This is a genomic window from Bacillus sp. CGMCC 1.60114, assembly GCF_042676365.1.
Classification (GTDB): Bacteria; Bacillota; Bacilli; order Bacillales; family Bacillaceae_G; genus Bacillus_A; species Bacillus_A rhizoplanae_A.
Map to the genome: position 1 here is coordinate 1 of NZ_JBHTHG010000084.1, position 17,393 is coordinate 17,393.

Annotated in this window: 17 protein-coding genes and 2 pseudogenes; 6 read left to right on the forward strand and 13 right to left on the reverse strand. The window is 37.6% G+C overall.

Features of this window, described 5'->3' with window-relative positions; translation table 11 throughout:
* A pseudogene (locus tag ACFQZ1_RS11850) lies at nucleotides 1-636 on the forward strand (collagen-like protein); the annotation flags it as partial.
* A gap of 129 nt (nucleotides 637-765) precedes the next feature.
* Here the strand turns inward: ACFQZ1_RS11850 and fabI are convergent.
* The 9 genes and pseudogenes from fabI to ACFQZ1_RS11895 all read right to left on the reverse strand — a co-directional run bounded on the left by fabI (nucleotide 766) and on the right by ACFQZ1_RS11895 (nucleotide 8,528).
* Entirely contained in the window at nucleotides 766-1,542 is a 777-nt protein-coding gene (gene fabI / locus ACFQZ1_RS11855; protein WP_377882373.1) for an enoyl-ACP reductase FabI, read from the reverse strand.
* A 110-nt stretch (nucleotides 1,543-1,652) separates the two neighbouring features.
* Nucleotides 1,653-2,507: a dTDP-4-dehydrorhamnose reductase gene (gene rfbD / locus ACFQZ1_RS11860; RefSeq protein ID WP_377882374.1), complete on the reverse strand. Its 855-nt coding sequence runs from the start codon at nucleotides 2,505-2,507 to the stop codon at nucleotides 1,653-1,655.
* A gap of 11 nt (nucleotides 2,508-2,518) precedes the next feature.
* The gene (gene rfbB / locus ACFQZ1_RS11865) at nucleotides 2,519-3,490 is read right to left on the reverse strand and encodes a dTDP-glucose 4,6-dehydratase (RefSeq protein ID WP_377882375.1); all 972 of its coding nucleotides are present in this window, start codon (nucleotides 3,488-3,490) and stop codon (nucleotides 2,519-2,521) included.
* 15 nt (nucleotides 3,491-3,505) lie between these two features.
* The gene (rfbC, locus tag ACFQZ1_RS11870) at nucleotides 3,506-4,051 is read right to left on the reverse strand and encodes a dTDP-4-dehydrorhamnose 3,5-epimerase (RefSeq protein ID WP_377882376.1); all 546 of its coding nucleotides are present in this window, start codon (nucleotides 4,049-4,051) and stop codon (nucleotides 3,506-3,508) included.
* Nucleotides 4,052-4,059: 8 nt separating this feature from the next.
* Nucleotides 4,060-4,797: a sugar phosphate nucleotidyltransferase gene (locus tag ACFQZ1_RS11875; RefSeq protein ID WP_377882378.1), complete on the reverse strand. Its 738-nt coding sequence runs from the start codon at nucleotides 4,795-4,797 to the stop codon at nucleotides 4,060-4,062.
* Nucleotides 4,798-4,810: 13 nt separating this feature from the next.
* Nucleotides 4,811-5,491: a glycosyltransferase family protein gene (locus ACFQZ1_RS11880; protein WP_377882695.1), complete on the reverse strand. Its 681-nt coding sequence runs from the start codon at nucleotides 5,489-5,491 to the stop codon at nucleotides 4,811-4,813.
* A 99-nt stretch (nucleotides 5,492-5,590) separates the two neighbouring features.
* Nucleotides 5,591-6,274, reverse strand: coding sequence for a class I SAM-dependent methyltransferase (locus tag ACFQZ1_RS11885; protein ID WP_377882379.1), 684 nt, complete (start codon nucleotides 6,272-6,274; stop codon nucleotides 5,591-5,593).
* 281 nt (nucleotides 6,275-6,555) lie between these two features.
* Nucleotides 6,556-7,647: pseudogene (locus tag ACFQZ1_RS11890) on the reverse strand (glycosyltransferase); the annotation flags it as partial.
* Nucleotides 7,648-7,712: 65 nt separating this feature from the next.
* Nucleotides 7,713-8,528: a TylF/MycF family methyltransferase gene (locus ACFQZ1_RS11895; protein WP_377882380.1), complete on the reverse strand. Its 816-nt coding sequence runs from the start codon at nucleotides 8,526-8,528 to the stop codon at nucleotides 7,713-7,715.
* Nucleotides 8,529-9,250: 722 nt separating this feature from the next.
* Between ACFQZ1_RS11895 and ACFQZ1_RS11900 the strand changes: the two genes are divergently transcribed.
* The gene (locus ACFQZ1_RS11900) at nucleotides 9,251-10,411 is read left to right on the forward strand and encodes an FtsW/RodA/SpoVE family cell cycle protein (RefSeq protein ID WP_377882382.1); all 1,161 of its coding nucleotides are present in this window, start codon (nucleotides 9,251-9,253) and stop codon (nucleotides 10,409-10,411) included.
* Nucleotides 10,412-10,487: 76 nt separating this feature from the next.
* Complete coding sequence (gene prpE, locus ACFQZ1_RS11905; RefSeq protein WP_377882383.1) at nucleotides 10,488-11,228, forward strand: bis(5'-nucleosyl)-tetraphosphatase PrpE; 741 nt, start codon at nucleotides 10,488-10,490, stop codon at nucleotides 11,226-11,228.
* Nucleotides 11,229-11,243: 15 nt separating this feature from the next.
* Here the strand turns inward: prpE and ACFQZ1_RS11910 are convergent, their stop codons facing one another.
* The 4 genes from ACFQZ1_RS11910 to ACFQZ1_RS11925 form a co-directional block, all read right to left on the reverse strand.
* Nucleotides 11,244-12,134, reverse strand: a complete 891-nt coding sequence (locus tag ACFQZ1_RS11910) for an RluA family pseudouridine synthase (protein ID WP_377882696.1) — start codon at nucleotides 12,132-12,134, stop codon at nucleotides 11,244-11,246.
* 88 nt (nucleotides 12,135-12,222) lie between these two features.
* Nucleotides 12,223-13,020, reverse strand: coding sequence for an NAD kinase (locus ACFQZ1_RS11915; RefSeq protein ID WP_377882384.1), 798 nt, complete (start codon nucleotides 13,018-13,020; stop codon nucleotides 12,223-12,225).
* A gap of 21 nt (nucleotides 13,021-13,041) precedes the next feature.
* Nucleotides 13,042-13,677, reverse strand: coding sequence for a GTP diphosphokinase (gene yjbM, locus ACFQZ1_RS11920; RefSeq protein WP_377882386.1), 636 nt, complete (start codon nucleotides 13,675-13,677; stop codon nucleotides 13,042-13,044).
* A gap of 310 nt (nucleotides 13,678-13,987) precedes the next feature.
* Nucleotides 13,988-14,359, reverse strand: coding sequence for a UPF0738 family protein (locus tag ACFQZ1_RS11925; protein WP_377882387.1), 372 nt, complete (start codon nucleotides 14,357-14,359; stop codon nucleotides 13,988-13,990).
* A 143-nt stretch (nucleotides 14,360-14,502) separates the two neighbouring features.
* Between ACFQZ1_RS11925 and ACFQZ1_RS11930 the strand changes: the two genes are divergently transcribed.
* The 3 genes from ACFQZ1_RS11930 to ACFQZ1_RS11940 all read left to right on the forward strand — a co-directional run bounded on the left by ACFQZ1_RS11930 (nucleotide 14,503) and on the right by ACFQZ1_RS11940 (nucleotide 16,967).
* Nucleotides 14,503-15,081 (forward strand): CYTH domain-containing protein, encoded by a 579-nt coding sequence (locus ACFQZ1_RS11930; protein ID WP_377882388.1) that lies wholly within the window; start codon nucleotides 14,503-14,505, stop codon nucleotides 15,079-15,081.
* A gap of 597 nt (nucleotides 15,082-15,678) precedes the next feature.
* The gene (locus ACFQZ1_RS11935; RefSeq protein ID WP_377882389.1) at nucleotides 15,679-16,074 is read left to right on the forward strand and encodes a globin domain-containing protein; all 396 of its coding nucleotides are present in this window, start codon (nucleotides 15,679-15,681) and stop codon (nucleotides 16,072-16,074) included.
* Nucleotides 16,074-16,967: a ClpXP adapter SpxH family protein gene (locus ACFQZ1_RS11940; RefSeq protein WP_377882390.1), complete on the forward strand. Its 894-nt coding sequence runs from the start codon at nucleotides 16,074-16,076 to the stop codon at nucleotides 16,965-16,967. The genes ACFQZ1_RS11935 and ACFQZ1_RS11940 overlap by 1 nt, the downstream gene beginning before the upstream one ends.
* Nucleotides 16,968-17,393: the final 426 nt, after the last annotated feature.

Consider the following 17,393-nt stretch of genomic DNA (forward strand, 5'->3'; position numbering starts at 1 on the left):
GCTACCGGACCTCAAGGTATTCAAGGTGTTACGGGCGCTACCGGTGACACGGGTGCTACCGGACCTCAAGGTATTCAAGGTGTAACTGGTGCCACTGGCGACACTGGACCTACTGGTGCTACCGGGGCTACTGGACCTAACGTTCTAGCAAACGGATTCTCAGCTAATATTTCAACTTTCTCAATACCTGCGGGGGCTACTGGCGCTACACTCGATAACTGGAGTACAACATCCCCTTATTACGGTAATGCCGCATTTAATGCTGCCACTGGAGTATTTACAGTCCCTACAACAGGAAGATATGTATTTGAGGCAACTATTAACTACTCAACACTTACTGCGCTTACTGCTTCACTCGGTGCAAATGTTGAGCCAGCATTTGTTATCCGTAGAATCTCTCCAACTACAAATGATTTAATAAGTGGCTTATTCCCAGTATTAGATGTAAACGTTGCACTAGTATTAACACTGAGAGCCGTTCTTGGTGAAGCAACTATAACATTAACTGGTGATTTAGACTTAACTGCCGGAGATCAAATCGCTTTATTCTATGTAGGTAATGGATTAACAATTGCTCTTGATTTAGGTGGTACCAATAGTAATGGTATTATTTGGTCCGTCCATCGCATCACGTAACCTATACTAGAAATTGAATGGACTATAGCAAGACTATACGTTTTCTCGATAGCAACAAAAAGCCGTTTCCATCCGATAAAACAATCGGATAGAAACGGCTTTTTCATTCTAAACTATGAAATTTTTATATTATCCTAAAATATGATATCCAGAATCCACATGAATATTTTCTCCAGTCACTCCGCTTGCTAAGTCACTGAATAAGAATAACGCTGTATTTCCTACTTCTTCTTGCGTTACGTTACGACGAAGTGGCGCACGTTCTTCAATTTGTTTTAAGATGCTGTTGAAGTCGCCAACACCTTTTGCAGATAGTGTGCGGATTGGTCCTGCAGATACTGCGTTTACGCGAATATTATGCTTTCCTAAGTCATTCGCTAAATATTTTACGCTCGCTTCTAATGATGCTTTTGCAACGCCCATTACGTTGTAGTTTGATACAACGCGTTCTCCGCCAAGGTACGTTAATGTAACAATGCTTCCGCCTTCTGTCATCACTTCTTTCGCTGCTCTTGCTACAGCTGTTAAAGAGAATGAACTAATATTTTGTGCTAACAAGAAACCATTACGAGATGTATCAACGAACTCACCTTTTAAATCATCACGTTCTGCGAATGCAATACAGTGAGCTAATCCATGAATAGCGCCAACCTCTTCCTTAATCGTTTGGAAGCAGTTTGCGATATCTTCATCACTTGTTACATCACATGGCAATACAAGTGATTTTTGTCCTTCTAATGATTCTGCTAAATCACGTACATTTTTTTCTAAGCGTTCTCCAGCATATGTGAAAATTAAGTTTGCGCCTGCGCTATGTAATGAACGAGCAATACCCCAAGCGATGCTTCGTTGGTTCGCAACACCCATCACGACAATATTTTTTCCTTTTACATTGAGAAGATTCATATATTTATCCTCCTATATTTATAAATTATAGTTGTTATTAGAACCTGGTACTATTTTTATATTAACATAAAATACCCTAAAGGCAAACAAAAATCACTAGCCTAAATTCACTAGTGATTCTTTGTTTCGCTAAAAAAGCGCTCTAATCCTTCTTCCCAAGATGGCATTTGTGAAAAACCATTTAATTTTAACATTTTATGCTGCAAAATTGAGTATTTGGGCCTCGGTGCTTTTGCGCCAAATTCTTCTGTCGAGATAGGTAAGACGTTTACTTTCTTGTTTGCGCACGAAAAAATTTTCTTAGCAAACTCATACCAAGAACACGCTCCGCTATTTGATACATGATATGTACCATATAATGATGTACGCATGAGTTTTTTTATAGTGGAAACTAAGTCATTTACATAAGTAGGAGATCCTACTTGATCAGAAACAATAGATACACTCTCTTTCTCTTCACTAACCCTTAACATTGTTTTAACAAAGCTGTTTCCATATTTCCCGTAAAGCCAAGATGTACGAATTATAAAGTATCGGTTATGGAATCTTTCCACAAATTGCTCCCCTGCATATTTCGAAAGACCATATACATTTACTGGTTTTGGTACATGGAATTCATGATAGCCTTCTATTCTAACACCAGAAAATACATAATCTGTACTAATATATATAAGCTTTGCCCCTACATTTTGCGCCATAACTGCTATATTTCTTGTTCCAATTGCATTTGTTAAATAAGCTAAATCCTGTTCTTCCTCTGCTTTGTCTACTTTTGTATAAGCGGCACAATGTATAATGATATGAGGCTTTATCGTTTTCATTACATGCTCTACTTGTAACATGTCGGTAATATTTAACGATTTTTTATCAAATGGATATATTTCATACAATTCTGAACCCAAATCTTCTACTATTTGTTTCCCTAATTGACCATTTGCTCCCGTTATCATAACCCGCTCTTTCATCTGTGAGCCCCTTACTTTTCTTTTAATGGTCGCCACCACTGCTCGTTTTGTTCATACCAACGAACTGTTTCTTCGATTCCTTGCTTAAACGTATACATCGGCTTCCATCCTAATTCTTGTTTTACCTTTTTCGCATCAATTGCATAGCGGCGGTCGTGTCCTAAGCGATCCGTAACATAATAAACATCATCTTTTCCTTTTTTCAATAACGTCAAAATCTGCTCAACAACTTCTACATTCGTTTTTTCATTATCTCCGCCAATGTTATACACTTCCCCATTTTTTCCTTTATGCAATACAGCATCAATTGCACTACAATGGTCATTCACATGAAGCCAATCTCTTATATTCAATCCATCTCCGTATAACGGCAATTTCTTCCCTTCAAGTGCATTTGTAATCATAAGTGGAATTAATTTCTCTGGATATTGATACGGTCCATAGTTATTAGAACAACGTGTAACAATAATAGGTAATTGATACGTTTTGTAATAGGATAAAGCAATCATATCTGCACTCGCCTTACTAGAAGAATACGGACTGCTCGGATCTAATGGTGTTTGTTCTGTAAATTTTCCTGCTTCTCCTAATGAGCCATACACCTCATCTGTTGAAACTTGCACCATTTTTATATGAGGATATTTTTTGACTAACTCTAATAACGTTACCGTTCCAATTATATTCGTATCATAAAAAGGAATAGGATTTGCAATGCTGCGATCCACATGTGATTCCGCTGCAAAGTTAACAATGGCATCTACCTTATACTTCTGAACAACATATTCTAAAAGCTCACGATTTTGAATTGTGCCTTTTAGAAAAACATAGCGAGGATCTTGCTCAACAGAACGTAAATTTTCAAGATTACCACTATATGTTAACGCATCATAATTAATAACATGGTAATTTTCGTATACTTTCAATATATAATGAACAAAATTACTACCAATAAATCCAGCTCCGCCTGTTACTAATATATTCATAGACAACTCTCCTACTTAAAAACAATCTTTGCACTCAATAAAGGGTGGCAGCAGCCGATCTTTTTTTGACAAAGTAGGTTCTTTTACCGGCCATGGAATGTTCAAATCTTTATCTCTCCAATGCACACCGCTATCGTGCTCAGCACTATAATACTCATCCACTTTATACATAACAACTGTATGTGGAACAAGCGTACAAAATCCATGAGCAAAACCTTTTGGAACAAGCAATTGCCGGCGATTTTCTTCACTTAAAATATATGCCTGCCATTGTTTATACGTGGAGGATCCTTTACGTAAATCAACAATGACATCATATATAGCACCTTGTAAAACTTGAACTAATTTCGTTTGCGCCTTCGGTTCCTTTTGAAAATGTAAACCGCGAATCGTACCTGCTTTCGCAGAAGAAGATATATTATCTTGTACAAACGAATATATAATACCAATCTTCTCCAACGTTCCTTTATTGTAATTCTCCATAAAAAACCCTCGCTCGTCTTCAAACAAATGTGGCTCTAATAGTTTTACATCTTGAAAAGAAGTGTCAATGACTTTCATATACTCACCTACTCCCCGTTGAACTGCTTTCCAAAGTCTATATTTCGCGCCAACGTATTCGCTCTCTGAAGAGAAGTATGAGTTCCAGCATCCGTCCACCAGCCATTTAACGTATTGTAAGTAAGAATTCCTCTTTGTAAATACCAATTGTTCAAATCTGTAACCTCTAGCTCGCCTCTTGCTGATGGCTTTAGCTGCTTAACATATGAAAAGACTTGTGCATCATACATATAAATGCCTGTAACCGCATATGAACTTTTTGGTTCTTTCGGTTTTTCTTCAATTTCGATAATTTTCCCATCTTTAATAGAAGGTACGCCAAATCTTGTAGGATTTTCTACTGCTTTTAATAATACTTTTGCACCTTGCTCCTGTTTCATATATTCTTCTACATATGGACGAAGGTCATCAAAAAAAATATTGTCTCCTAGTATAACTACCATTCGGTCCTTATTGACAAAGTGTTCACATAATCCTAAAGCCTCTGCAATCCCTCCCGCACGATCTTGCACCCGATAAGTAAACGATACACCAAATTCTTCCCCGCTCCCTAAAAAGTCGACGACAGCCCCCATATGCTCTCTCCCGGTAACTACCATAATATCTGTAATTTCACATTGTTTTAATTTATATACTGAATGATAAATCATCGGATATCGTCCAACTGGAAGGAGATGCTTATTTGTTACTTTCGTAATCGGATATAGCCTTGATCCGGTTCCTCCGGCTAAAATAATCCCCTTCATCTCAATCGCTCCCTTATGTTGGAAATGAAGTATTCACATAGTTCTGTAAAAAGATTTGCCGATATTTTTCATAGGCCAATGCATCAAATTCATCCCCATTATAATGAAGACACCATGGCCGTATTTGGTTAGAAACACCTACTACATAACCTGCTTTACGAAATTCAAATGACTGTGAAACATCATAAAAATGAAACCCATCAAATAAATCTTCCCTCCATGGCAAATCATATTGCGTGGCCATAAACAAACCATCTATTGCTTGAACAGGAGTAAAAAGATTCGGCTCATAAAAACCTGTTTCAAAACTTAATAATTGATAATTCTGTCTTCTGTACTCAATAACTTGCCCAGCTAATTTTCCCCCTTCCCACCATATACCATTTTCCGGCATATACTGACAGCCCGCGACTCCAATTAGTCCTAGGTTTTTATTAGCTGTAAAAATAGAAATAAGATTAATAAAAATATTCCGATCGATAAGAAATGTATCTTGATGCAAATACACTTTATACTTCGCTGGATATGAAATTGCTTGATTATATGCACTTGTCATACTCGTTGCATTATAGATTGGAAGGATTTGAACTTGATATTCATGTGGAACAAACACATTTTTAATTTGCCTCTCACATTGTGTAAAGAGCTCTTCGTTATTGACACAAACGACTACCAAAATCGTCTTTTCTTTCATCATGGTAATCCTTTCTCTTCTGTTTGTGAATGCAATCTCTTACAGATGCAACAATCCACCAGTAGCCTGCGAATAGAAGGAATCATTTCCCTTCTTCATTCACACTTTCATTGCTTCAATTACATATTGATATACAATTGTCTCCGCCATAAAGTTACTTCCAATATTATATTTCTTACAAACTTCATATAAATCTTGTATGATCGGTGTATACGTATCGGAATTAACGTATACACGTTCCACTTGATGAATCGAAAAGCCTGCATTTACAAACAGACGTAACATCTCTTTAAACGTAAAGAAACGAATATGTGTTTTATCCATCAATCCAGCTTTTTCGTACGTCCAATCTCCATTCAGAAGGGGAATCAACACTGAAATATGTGCAACGTTCGGTATACTTGTTAAAATGACGCCGCCTTGTTTTACATACGGTTTTACTTTCTCTAAAACAGCCCACGGATCAAACAAATGCTCTAATACATCTCCAAAAATAATACAATCAAACTGTTCTTTCTCATACGGTAATTCCATTGTTTCTATATTACCCCTGATAACATGATCCAGTTTTGCTTTTGCAATTTGGGCCGCTTCTTCAAAAGCTTCAATACCTGAAACACGTATCCCCTTTTCTTTTATAGCAGCTCCTAATCCACCTCGCGAACAACCAATGTCAAGAACTTCTTTCCACTCTTCTTTTATATGCTTTAATAAATAAGGATTTGCACCTTCATAATAATCATCACGTTTTTCTCGATATAAAGAGGAGTCTTCTGTCCCCATTCTATTCCCCTCCTATATATTCCACTTAAAACACGATAATGATGTTATGCATGTGAAACAATAATATTATACCCTGCTAAATGTGCATCCATTTTACTGATAAGCGAGGTGCAATAAGGCGCATATTGTTCATTCCATCTTCCCAAATCACCTGCCAGCTCTATAATATTTGTCACTTTTAATCGCTCTTTTTCTAATAAAATCATGATTTCTTCTAGATTATAACTCTGCTCATCTTCCTCATTCTTTCCTTGAACTTGAAATCGTTGTTCAATTCGTGGATAGTAATTCGAATTAGGAAATGACATAATAAGAACACCATCTCGATGTAATAAACGGGAAATACATCTTATGACAGCTATCATATGTTCACGGTGCACAGGACATGAAAGGAGGATAATAGAAAACTTGTCATTTGAAAAATTGCCCTCTAATTCATTTAGTTTCACATGCAGTGTCGGTGCTACATATTCAGCAATATTTACCGCTTCTTTATTCTCTTCAACACCAAAAAAATTTCCATTTCGATAACGCCACTTCATTTCAAGCAACGTTGCACCGCATCCCGCACCAATATGAAGAATATTCATTCCTTCTTTGTAATACATATCCGACAATTGTAATAAATCAAAGCGAATGAATAGATCACTCGAAGGAAATCCCCATTTCTGTTGAAATTTCAATCCATTCGTATGCAACAAATTATAAAATTCGGGAATATTTTCTTTCCAAGATACACTTCCATAATGATGAACAAATGTATCACGGCATAAATATAATTTAAATCCCTTTTGGCGCATCCGAAGTGATATATCGTCATCCTCATAATTGCCCGGTGTAAATCGTTCATCTAGTAAACCAATCTCATGTAAAACATTTCTCTTTATAAGCATGCAAAATCCGATTAATTTTAGTCTTTCTTCCCATTTCGTTGTATCACTTTGATTATACGCAGCAGCAAATTCTTGCATCTCTTCTAACGTTGTATAAGAAACAGGAATTGTACTGTAATAGGAAGCACTGTTCGTTACCGGTCCTACAGCTGCTGTATCAGGCTGTTCATATAAACAATTTAGTAAGTTCGTTAACCAATTTTCTGTTACAACTACATCATTGTTTAATAATAAAATGTTGTCACCTTTCGCTTTTTCAATTCCTTGGTTGCAGCCTCGTGGAAACCCAACATTCGTTTCATTCTTTACAAGAAGTATATCTGACTGCAATTGTAACCACTCTACCGTTCCATCTGTTGATGCATTATCGATAACAATTAACTCGTAGCTTTCTTTTTTTGTATATTTCCTTATACTATCAATACATTGTTTCGTGTAATGGAGTTGGTTACGAGTTAAAATAACAATACTCGTTAACATAAAACGCCCCTCCTCCTCGCGTACTATTTATACATGTTATGATTTAGCAACGAATGATCCAAAGTTTACGACGTTCTCTTTCTCCAGTACATTCCATAATGATCAATTTTAATAAGTGGTTCCGTAATATTTCTCTCTTTTCGAAAATCTGTAACTGCCGCTTCGCATGTTGGCAAAGCATAATCATCAATAATAATGAAGCCACCTTCTGTTACTTTATCATACAGGTTTGTTAAACTATCCATTGTCGATTCATAAAGATCACCATCTAGCCGAGCAATCGCAAGTTTCTCAATAGGCGCTATTGGCAAGGTATCTTTAAACCACCCTTGCAAAAATCGGACTTGTGCATCAAGCAAGTCATATTTCCTGAAATTTTCTTGTACTTGTTCTAATGAAACACGTAAATAATCAAACGTATACAAAGTGTCTCCAGCATCACGCGGGTATTTGTCAACATCGGGCTTTGGCAATCCTTCGAACGAATCTGCCACCCATACTTTTCGATCCGTTATACCATATGCTTTTAAAAAACCACGCATAAAGATGCATGATCCGCCTCGCCATACACCTGTTTCAATAAAATCCCCTTGGATATCTTCTTTAACAACAGTCTCCATTGCTAATTGCAATTGGTTCATTCGCATACGACCAATCATACTGTGCGCGATGGCCGGCCAATCTAAACCTTGCAAACGCGATTCACGATTAGGTTTGACTTCTTGTATAAGCTTTAAATTATTGTATTGAATATATTCCTTTACATATTGCGGAACTGAAGTAGTAACAGGTAAATATACTTCATGCTCTTGCCAAATTTCGAATAAAATTGCTTTTTTTAACAATTCAAGATATAGCTCTATCCCTCGTTCTTCTTGCATTTTCTCTCCTCCCTCTCAAATATCGTACAATTTCCAGTAGTGGAGGCTTCCTTCTTTCCGAACCATAAAGTGAAACTTCCATCAGTGGTTTTTTTTTCATCCCCCACTGATGGAAAGCTCTCACCAATCGGGCTTTTACGGACAGTTATCCCCCACCTATCTTCTTTAGAAAAGCGAAAGCGGCTCGCTCAAAATCGCAGGACGTTGGAGCTCCCGACAGAGAGGTGCTTTTTGCCTCGTCCGAGGGGGTGAAACGACCGGAGATTCTAGCCGCTAGAGCTGGACAACGATTTTCTCTGAATCTTGAGGTGGGGGTCTTACTGTCCGTTAATGCGGGATAAATGAATTAAAAATTAAGCGACAATTCCCTACATATCTTTCATATCCCTATAACATTATTAAAATGAAAGTAAATTTTCTCCTTCAAGGATAGCGTCTATAAGGAACACATTGCCCCCAAAATTATAATTCAAGTTTTATAAAATAAACCTAAAGAAATCTTATGTTTTTCAAATTTACTTTATGATTATCAATTAATAGGCCACCCCTGTTTATATATGTATATAGATAAGACGCATAAAAGCTTTCATGTTATAACCGTCTACACATCTGACATTCCCAACTTAAATCTAAACAACATATTTGCAAACAACCAAAAATCCGCTAAGATAGTAATAGTGTCTTTTTTAATAACAATGGGTAATAGAAAGGAATACAGTGCGGTGAAAGATAAAAATTCTCGATATCAAATAGATTACGTCTTAATACTGATTGTACTTGCAATCGCTACAGTAAGTTGCTTAGCCATCGCAATGGCACAACCGTCCTTGCCACCAAATTTACAAAAGGTTAACTTCGTTGCACAGCAAATTAAATGGTATATAATTGGTGCGATTGCAGTTGTCGTCGTTATGGTGGTCGACTTTGATCGATATAAACAAATTTCCTGGTATTTATACGGGATTGCAATGGTTCTTCTTCTTGGGCTTGAGCTTCATTTTCCAGGTGCGGTAACAATTAAAGGGGCAACAGCTTGGTACAATTTTCCAGGTCTTGGTAATTTCCAACCTTCAGAAATCATGAAACTCTTTTTAATTCTTGTAATTGGACGTATTATCGTAAACCATAATGAAAAATATGTAATTCGAACGCCGCGAGAAGATTTAATCTTACTCGGAAAAATATTTGCAGCGAGTTTACCACCATTACTGTTAATTGCAAAGGAACCTGATTTAGGAAATTCCATGGTAATTTCAGCAATGATTGCAGCAATGATTCTAGTATCTGGCATTCGCTGGCGTTTTATTTTTGGTTTAGCTGGTATTGTCACTGCAGTTGGTGCGCTACTTGTGTATATTTACTTTGCACACACAGCATTTTTTAAAGCACATATTTTAAAAGAGTATCAACTAGATCGTTTCTATGGCTGGTTAGCACCTTATGAATACCAAACACAAGGTTATCAGTTAACTCAGGCTCTTTTAGCGACTGGATCAGGCGAGTTATACGGAAAAGGTTGGGACGGTGCACAAGTATACTTCCCTGAACCTCATACCGATTTTATTTTTACAAATATCGCTGAGAAATTCGGATTTTTAGGTGGCAGTGTCGTCATTTCACTCTACTTCCTACTGATTTACCGTATGATTCATATTGCGTTAGAAAGTAATGATCCATACGGCAGTTATATATGTGCGGGAACCATAGGAATGTTTACATTCCAGGTGTTCCAAAATATCGGGATGACAATCGGGCTACTGCCTATTACCGGGATTACATTACCGCTTTTAAGTTACGGTGGTAGTTCCTTGCTCACCTATATGATTGCGATTGGCTTCATTCTGAATGTCCAGTCACGAACGAAAAAATTTATGTTTGATTAAACCATATCCTAGTGGATATGGTTTTTTTCTTACCCTTGTAGCGGTATACTAATCAAAAAAGAGTAGGTGATCCAATATGAAGTATGATGTTATCGGAGATATTCATGGCTGTTTAGAGGAGTTTCAAACATTAACAAAACAACTTGGCTATAAATGGGATAGCGGGTTACCTGTTCATCCACAAAAACGGCAACTTGCTTTCGTAGGGGATATTACAGACCGCGGTCCTCATTCTCTTCGCATGATTGAAATTGTGTGGGACCTTGTCTTACATAAAAAAGAAGCATATTATGCCCCTGGTAATCATTGTAACAAATTATATCGTTACTTCCTTGGGCGCAAAGTGCAAGTGGCCCATGGCCTAGAAACAACCGTTGCAGAATACGAAGCATTAAGTACACGTGAGCAAAAAATCGTGCAAAAAAAATTTATTGATCTTTACGAACAGTCGCCTCTTTATCACGTACTGGACAACGGAAAACTCGTTGTTTGTCACGCTGGTATTCGCCAAGATTATATCGGGAGAAGCGATAAAAAAGTCCAAACCTTCGTCTTATACGGTGATATTACTGGTGAAAGGCACCCTGACGGTTCTCCTGTCCGCCGTGATTGGGCGAAACATTATACTGGAGATGCTTGGATTGTATATGGACATACACCTGTACAAGAACCTCGATTCGTCAATCATACTGTGAATATCGATACTGGATCAGTATTTGGCGGGAAATTAACAGGACTTCGTTATCCGGAAATGGAAACAGTTTCCGTTCCTTCTTCGATGCCGTTTGTGCCGGAGAAATTTCGTTCTATTGACTAAAAAAAGCTGATGGAATCATGATTCCATCAGCTTTTTCATATCTTCCGGCAACTCCGCATGAAATGTAAGCTGCTTTTCTAATATAGGATGATAAAACGTTAAATTTGTACTATGCAAGGCTTGCCGCCCTATTTCATCCGTTTTCCCACCATACAAATCATCACCAAGTAATGCATGGCCAAGATGTGTCATATGTACTCTAATTTGATGCGTACGTCCTGTTTCTAATTGAAGTGCCACATGTGTCTTATCTTTCAATCTCTTTTGCACATGGAAGTGGGTAACCGCTCGCTGCCCATCTTCACGGACCATGCGCTCAATGATACTATCATCTTTTCGTGCAATGGGAGCATCAATTGTTCCGCTGTTCTCTATTATCGTTCCATGCACAATTGCTTCATATGTTCTTTTCACTTGTTTTTGCTGATGTTGCTGCGACAACAAATGATGGATAAAACGATTTTTTGCAATTAACATTAAACCAGATGTATCCCGGTCAAGTCTTGTTACGATATGTACTGTGCTTGCCAGGTTTTGCTGATCATAATAATGCAAAAGAGCATTAGCTACACTTCCACTTGGATGCTCTCTTGACGGAATTGTTGACATATACGGCTGTTTATTAATAATAAGAACAGAGTCATCTTCATATACAACTGAAAGAGGAATATTTTCACTTAACATTCCTTCGCTTCTTTGCTCAGGTGGGAAACATACTACTAACTTTTCACCTTCTCGCAAAACATGACGTACATTTACTGAGTGTCCGTTCACTTCAATTGCTCCGCCATGAAACTTTATATCTGTTAACGCTGCTTTCGAAATACCTTTCGCTTTTAAAAACTCTCGAATAAGCATTCCTTCTTCTATTTTTGTTATACACCAAGTTAAAGCAAATCTTCTCAACTGCATAACTTATTCCTCTCTAACATTGTCTGAGATTGGCTCAACTAACTAACAGCGGGAACAAACACCCGCTGTTAGAAGTTTCGCTTTATTGATCTGCAACAAAGGAATCTCGCACTCGTTTCCAAAACGGAAATGGACGAAACCTAACAAACCGAACCCTTTGATTTGCCACCCGGTATTGAATCGATTTAACATCTTTATGAACCATCGTCAAATGATCAATTGTAATTTGCAAGTTCATTCCAGTAGCTGGTTTTAACACACACGTATGATGCTTCGGTAATACAAGCGGAGAGCCAACCGTACGGAAAACTCGATTGTTAATAGACGCCATTTCTGTAATTTGAATTGCTTCCAAAGACGGATGAATAATTGCTCCGCCCAGCGCTTTATTATACGCTGTACTCCCAGAAGGCGTTGAAATGCAAAGACCATCGCCGCGAAATGTCTCAAAGTATTCACCGCGAATTTCTACATCCATAACAAGCGTTCCTTCATTACTTTTTACCGTTGCCTCATTTAGTGCTAAAAATTGTGATTCTTTACTCCCATTCATGTAACGAATAATGACCTCTAATAATGGATATTCAACAACTTGAAAAGGCGTTTTCGCAATCGCAATGACAAGCTTCTCAACTTCTGTTGGTAACCAATCTGCATAAAATCCTAAATGCCCAGTATGTACACCGACAAATGCTGTTTTGTCTAACCGATTCTGATAGCGATGAAACGCATGCAGCAGTGTTCCATCTCCTCCAACGGAAATTACAATATCTGGCTCTTCTTCATCCATTGTAAATTCAAAGTTGCATAAGTACTCTGTCATCGTACTTGTAAGCGCATTTGATGATTGATCTCCCTTTGACATAATTGCAAATTTCATCGCCCAACACCCTTTAGCTTATTATTCTGTTTCTTTCGCCTCTTGCTTGCGCGAAAAAATCTTTTGAGCTTCTTTAATTTCAAGACGAATCGAAGACATTTCTTCGTCTAATAGATAAGCTGCTTCAGCTGCGCGCTGCAAACGCACTTTAATATCTTCTGGAAAACGCCCACGATATTTATAATTTAAAGAATGCTCGATTGTTGCCCAAAAATTCATTGCTAACGTTCGAATTTGAATTTCAACTAACACTTTTTTCTCTCCTCGAATCGTTTGCACAGGATAACTAATGACAACGTGATAGGAACGATATCCACTTTCTTTCTTTTGCGTCACATAATCGCGTTCTTCCACAATTTCAAAATCGTTACGCTTTCGTAAATACTCTACAACTGGCTTAATATCATCAACAAATTGGCACATCATGCGAAGCCCAGCAATATCTTGCATCTCTTCTTGCAAACGATTAAGTGGAATATTGCGTTTTTCTGCTTTATCAATAATACTTGCCACGGATTTAACTCTGCCTGTTACAAACTCAATGGGCGAATGTTCAGCCAACATTTCAAACTGAGAACGCATTCCTTTTAATTTTATTTTCAACTCTCCTACAGCTTGATGATAGGGAGCTAAAAACTCTTCCCAATTTCGATTCAATATAACCACCACCAACACAAATCAGTTTCTTTTCTCCCTCTCTAACGAACAGCAAGGTTTCCCCCTCAAGATTTTGAGAAATCAGAGAAGATAGACGGAAAATAACTGTCCGTATGAGCACAATTGATGAGAACTTTCCATCAATACGATGACACCTTCACTGATAGAAGCTTCACTTTATCCCGCTCTAACGGGCAGTAAGATCCCAATCTCAAGATTCTAAGAAAGCAAAAAAGATAACTGCCCGTATGAGCCCGATTCGTTCAACTAACCATCAGTGGGAAAAGCACCCACTGATGGCAGTTTCAATTTACAGAAACACTTTTTCTACTGTACTTACGAGTTCCTCACCGTAATTCGCATTTCCTTCAATATTTTCAATTAAATATTCCAGTTCTTCTTTCATTTGTTCTAATTCGATTTCAACGTCATGAATACGAACAAACATCGTTTCATCGTTCTTCATTGCATTTTTTAATTCTTCCCAGCACGTATGCGGGATACTCACGTAAATGAAAGATGTTTCATTCTCTAAAATATATAAAAATGATAAATTGTCTGAATCTACAAGCACATGACTACGCGCCTTTAAACCATCTACACGTATGTCCGTATTTTCTGCACAAAAAATAAGAGCATCTTCTCTTTTTTCTACGCTCTTAACTTGAATTTTATTTTGCATGCTTTAACTCCTCCATATCCTACTTCCTGTCATAATCAACACTTTTATTGTAACATAACATACAACGAAACAAATAAAACATTGAATGAAATTTAGGAAAAAGCGATAATGAGTAACAGATATTTCATAAAAGGAGAGCGCATATGCAACAAGAGATTGAGATTGAATTTAAAAATATGGTCACAAAAGAGGAATTCCATTCTTTATGTCACGCATTTTCTATTACAACATTCGCAAAACAAGTAAATCATTATTTTGAAACGCCTACATTTTCATTAAAGAACGCTGGCTCTGCACTTCGTATTCGTTGTAAAAATAATACTTATACACTAACGCTAAAACAACCCGCAGAGATTGGATTATTAGAGACTCATCAAACTGTAACAGAAGAAGAAGCTAAAATAATGATTGAAACAAATAAACTAATCAGGGGAGCTGTTTCCAAACAATTAGAAACCCTGCAAATTCCTGTTTCTTCATTACAATACATGGGAAGCTTAACAACAGAGCGAGCAGAAACACTATTTGAAGGCGGTACACTCGTGTTCGACCATAGTTTTTATTATGAACATGATGATTATGAACTTGAATATGAAGTAAGCGATGAACAGGCTGGACAAGCAGCATTTGCTGCTTTATTAAAAGAACATAATATTCCTGTCAGACAAACAAAAAACAAGGTGCAACGCTTTTTTCTTGCCAAAGGACAAAAAGAACAATAAACTAGCAAAGGATTGATTAAGAGCTATTTATTTGCTCTTCGGAACAACCCGTTGCTACAATAAAGTTAAACTTCCTTTCATGAAAGGTTAGTTGAACCAATCGGGCTCTAATGGGCAGTTTGCATCGTGAAACACCTATAGATACTGCCCATTAGAGCGGGATAAAGTAAGTAAAACTTCCATCAGTGATCGCTTTTTTCCACTGATGGCTAATTGAGCCAATCGGGAATCGGGCTTTTATGGGCAAGTTTGCATCGTGAAATGCATAAAGTGAAACTTCCAGCAGTGGACGCTTTTTCCCACTGCTGGAAAGCTCTCACCAATCGGGCGCGTGCCAGCAGTTATCCCCCACCTATCTTCTTAAGAAAAGCGGAAGCGGCTCGCTCAGAATCGCAGGACGTTGGAGTACCCGGCAGAGAGGAGCTTTTTGCCTCGTCCGAGGGGGCGAAACGACCGGAGATTCTAGCCGCTAGAGCTGGACAATGTTTCTCTTTGAATCTTGAGGTGTGGGTCTTACTGCCCGCGAATAGCGGGATAAAGATACTGCCCATAAATAGCAGGATAGATATACATTTGATGGAAAAAGGAGTTACAAGGATGAACAAGCAACCAACGACACCATTTGAGGCAATTGGCGGTGAACAAGGCATTGCAAATTTAGTCGATACATTTTATTCCTATGTCAGTAAACACCCTGACTTATCTCCCATCTTCCCAGACGATTTAACAGAAACTGCTAGGAAGCAAAAACAATTTTTAACACAATATTTAGGAGGACCAAGCCTTTATACAGAAGAACATGGTCACCCGATGTTACGTGCTCGCCATCTGCCGTTCGAAATTACACCGAAACGCGCAAAAGCTTGGCTCTCGTGTATGGAACAAGCGATGGACGACACTGATGTACACGGACCGATTCGTGATTTTGTATTTGAACGTCTGACGTTAACGGCGCAGCACATGGTCAATACTCCCGAAACAGGTGAAGCTTAATGGAAAAACAGGAAGCAAAACATATTGCACCAATCTCGCCTTCCAAATGTGAGCCTAAGTCTGTAGAAGCGTACTTATTTATTGATCCACTTTGCAAAGATTGTTGGGACATCGAGCCATTGATGATTAAACTATGGCTCGAATATGGAAAATATTTTTCACTCCGTCACATTGTTACCGGTAAGGTAGAAGGGGCCACCTCCCCATCACACAAATGGAATAAACCTGCTAATATTCGATTTGTGTGGGAAAAAACAACGAGTTTACATGGGTTTTCTTGCGACGGAAAAGTATTTATGCACGGGGCTTCGTCAACTCCGTATATCACTTCACTTGCCATTAAAGCAGCAGAATTACAAGGTCGAAAAGCAGGTTCGAAATTTTTGCGAAAACTTCAAGAATCCATTTTGCTTGAAAATATATCAAAGCCAGATATAGATATGCTGCTCACATGTGCGAAACAAAGCGGAATTGATATTGAAGAATTTAAACAAGATTTACATTCTATCAGTGCTGCAAAAGCATTTCAATGCGATTTGAAATTTACAAATGAAATGCACATTACAGAAATCCCTTCTCTCGTTTTCTTTCATGCGAATTCAAATGAAGAAGGAATTAAAGTTGCTGGTATTTACTCTTATGATGTATATGTACAAGTATTAAAGGAAATTGTGAAAGAAGAAATTGAACCACAACCACTTCCTTCTCTAGAGGTATTACTAGAGCACGTACAGTTTATGTCAACAAAAGAAATTGCCTTTATTTATAACTACTCTCAAAATGAGATAGAACGAGAAATGAAAAAATTGTTATTAAAAAGAAAAGTACGCATGATTGATACAAAACGAGAGCGTTATTGGCAATGGAGTGCAACAGAAAACGACCTAGTGTAAAACACTAGGTCGTTTTCTTTACGGCTTATAAAAATATTAAAGGGGATGGGAGAAATTTCACGTTCAAACAAAGGGGTATATGTTTGTATGTGAATTCGTTCACGTTTATTATATTACAAGATTCGACGTCAGATGACAAGCCTTTTTGTCGAATTTCACATTTCTGTCACATTCTAAACGTTTTCATTTTTGAATACCATATATAGAGAGTAATTATAGGAGGGTTTCCATTGAAAAAATCCTATCTTTTATTATTTATTTGTATCATTTTCCTCTTCTTTTGTTTATACGTTCTATCATTGTTACAAGTATTTCCACTCATTTTATCACTTCCCCTATTATTTGGAGCAATCGTATTGGCTGTATCATACTTCAGCACCCAAAGGCGATTTAAAGGATTTTAAACAAAAACGAGAGTCATACGAC

Excerpts from the sequence above, each read along its gene's own strand:
- fabI (WP_377882373.1), bottom strand. The coding sequence starts at position 1,542 with ATGAATCTTCTCAATGTAAAAGGAAAAAATATTGTCGTGATGGGTGTT.
- rfbD (WP_377882374.1), bottom strand. The coding sequence starts at position 2,507 with ATGAAAGAGCGGGTTATGATAACGGGAGCAAATGGTCAATTAGGGAAA.
- rfbB (WP_377882375.1), bottom strand. The coding sequence starts at position 3,490 with ATGAATATATTAGTAACAGGCGGAGCTGGATTTATTGGTAGTAATTTT.
- rfbC (WP_377882376.1), bottom strand. The coding sequence starts at position 4,051 with ATGAAAGTCATTGACACTTCTTTTCAAGATGTAAAACTATTAGAGCCA.
- ACFQZ1_RS11875 (WP_377882378.1), bottom strand. The coding sequence starts at position 4,797 with ATGAAGGGGATTATTTTAGCCGGAGGAACCGGATCAAGGCTATATCCG.
- ACFQZ1_RS11880 (WP_377882695.1), bottom strand. The coding sequence starts at position 5,491 with ATGAAAGAAAAGACGATTTTGGTAGTCGTTTGTGTCAATAACGAAGAG.
- ACFQZ1_RS11885 (WP_377882379.1), bottom strand. The coding sequence starts at position 6,274 with ATGGGGACAGAAGACTCCTCTTTATATCGAGAAAAACGTGATGATTAT.
- ACFQZ1_RS11895 (WP_377882380.1), bottom strand. The coding sequence starts at position 8,528 with ATGCAAGAAGAACGAGGGATAGAGCTATATCTTGAATTGTTAAAAAAA.
- prpE (WP_377882383.1), top strand. The coding sequence starts at position 10,488 with ATGAAGTATGATGTTATCGGAGATATTCATGGCTGTTTAGAGGAGTTT.
- ACFQZ1_RS11915 (WP_377882384.1), bottom strand. The coding sequence starts at position 13,020 with ATGAAATTTGCAATTATGTCAAAGGGAGATCAATCATCAAATGCGCTT.
- ACFQZ1_RS11925 (WP_377882387.1), bottom strand. The coding sequence starts at position 14,359 with ATGCAAAATAAAATTCAAGTTAAGAGCGTAGAAAAAAGAGAAGATGCT.
- ACFQZ1_RS11930 (WP_377882388.1), top strand. The coding sequence starts at position 14,503 with ATGCAACAAGAGATTGAGATTGAATTTAAAAATATGGTCACAAAAGAG.
- ACFQZ1_RS11935 (WP_377882389.1), top strand. The coding sequence starts at position 15,679 with ATGAACAAGCAACCAACGACACCATTTGAGGCAATTGGCGGTGAACAA.
- ACFQZ1_RS11940 (WP_377882390.1), top strand. The coding sequence starts at position 16,074 with ATGGAAAAACAGGAAGCAAAACATATTGCACCAATCTCGCCTTCCAAA.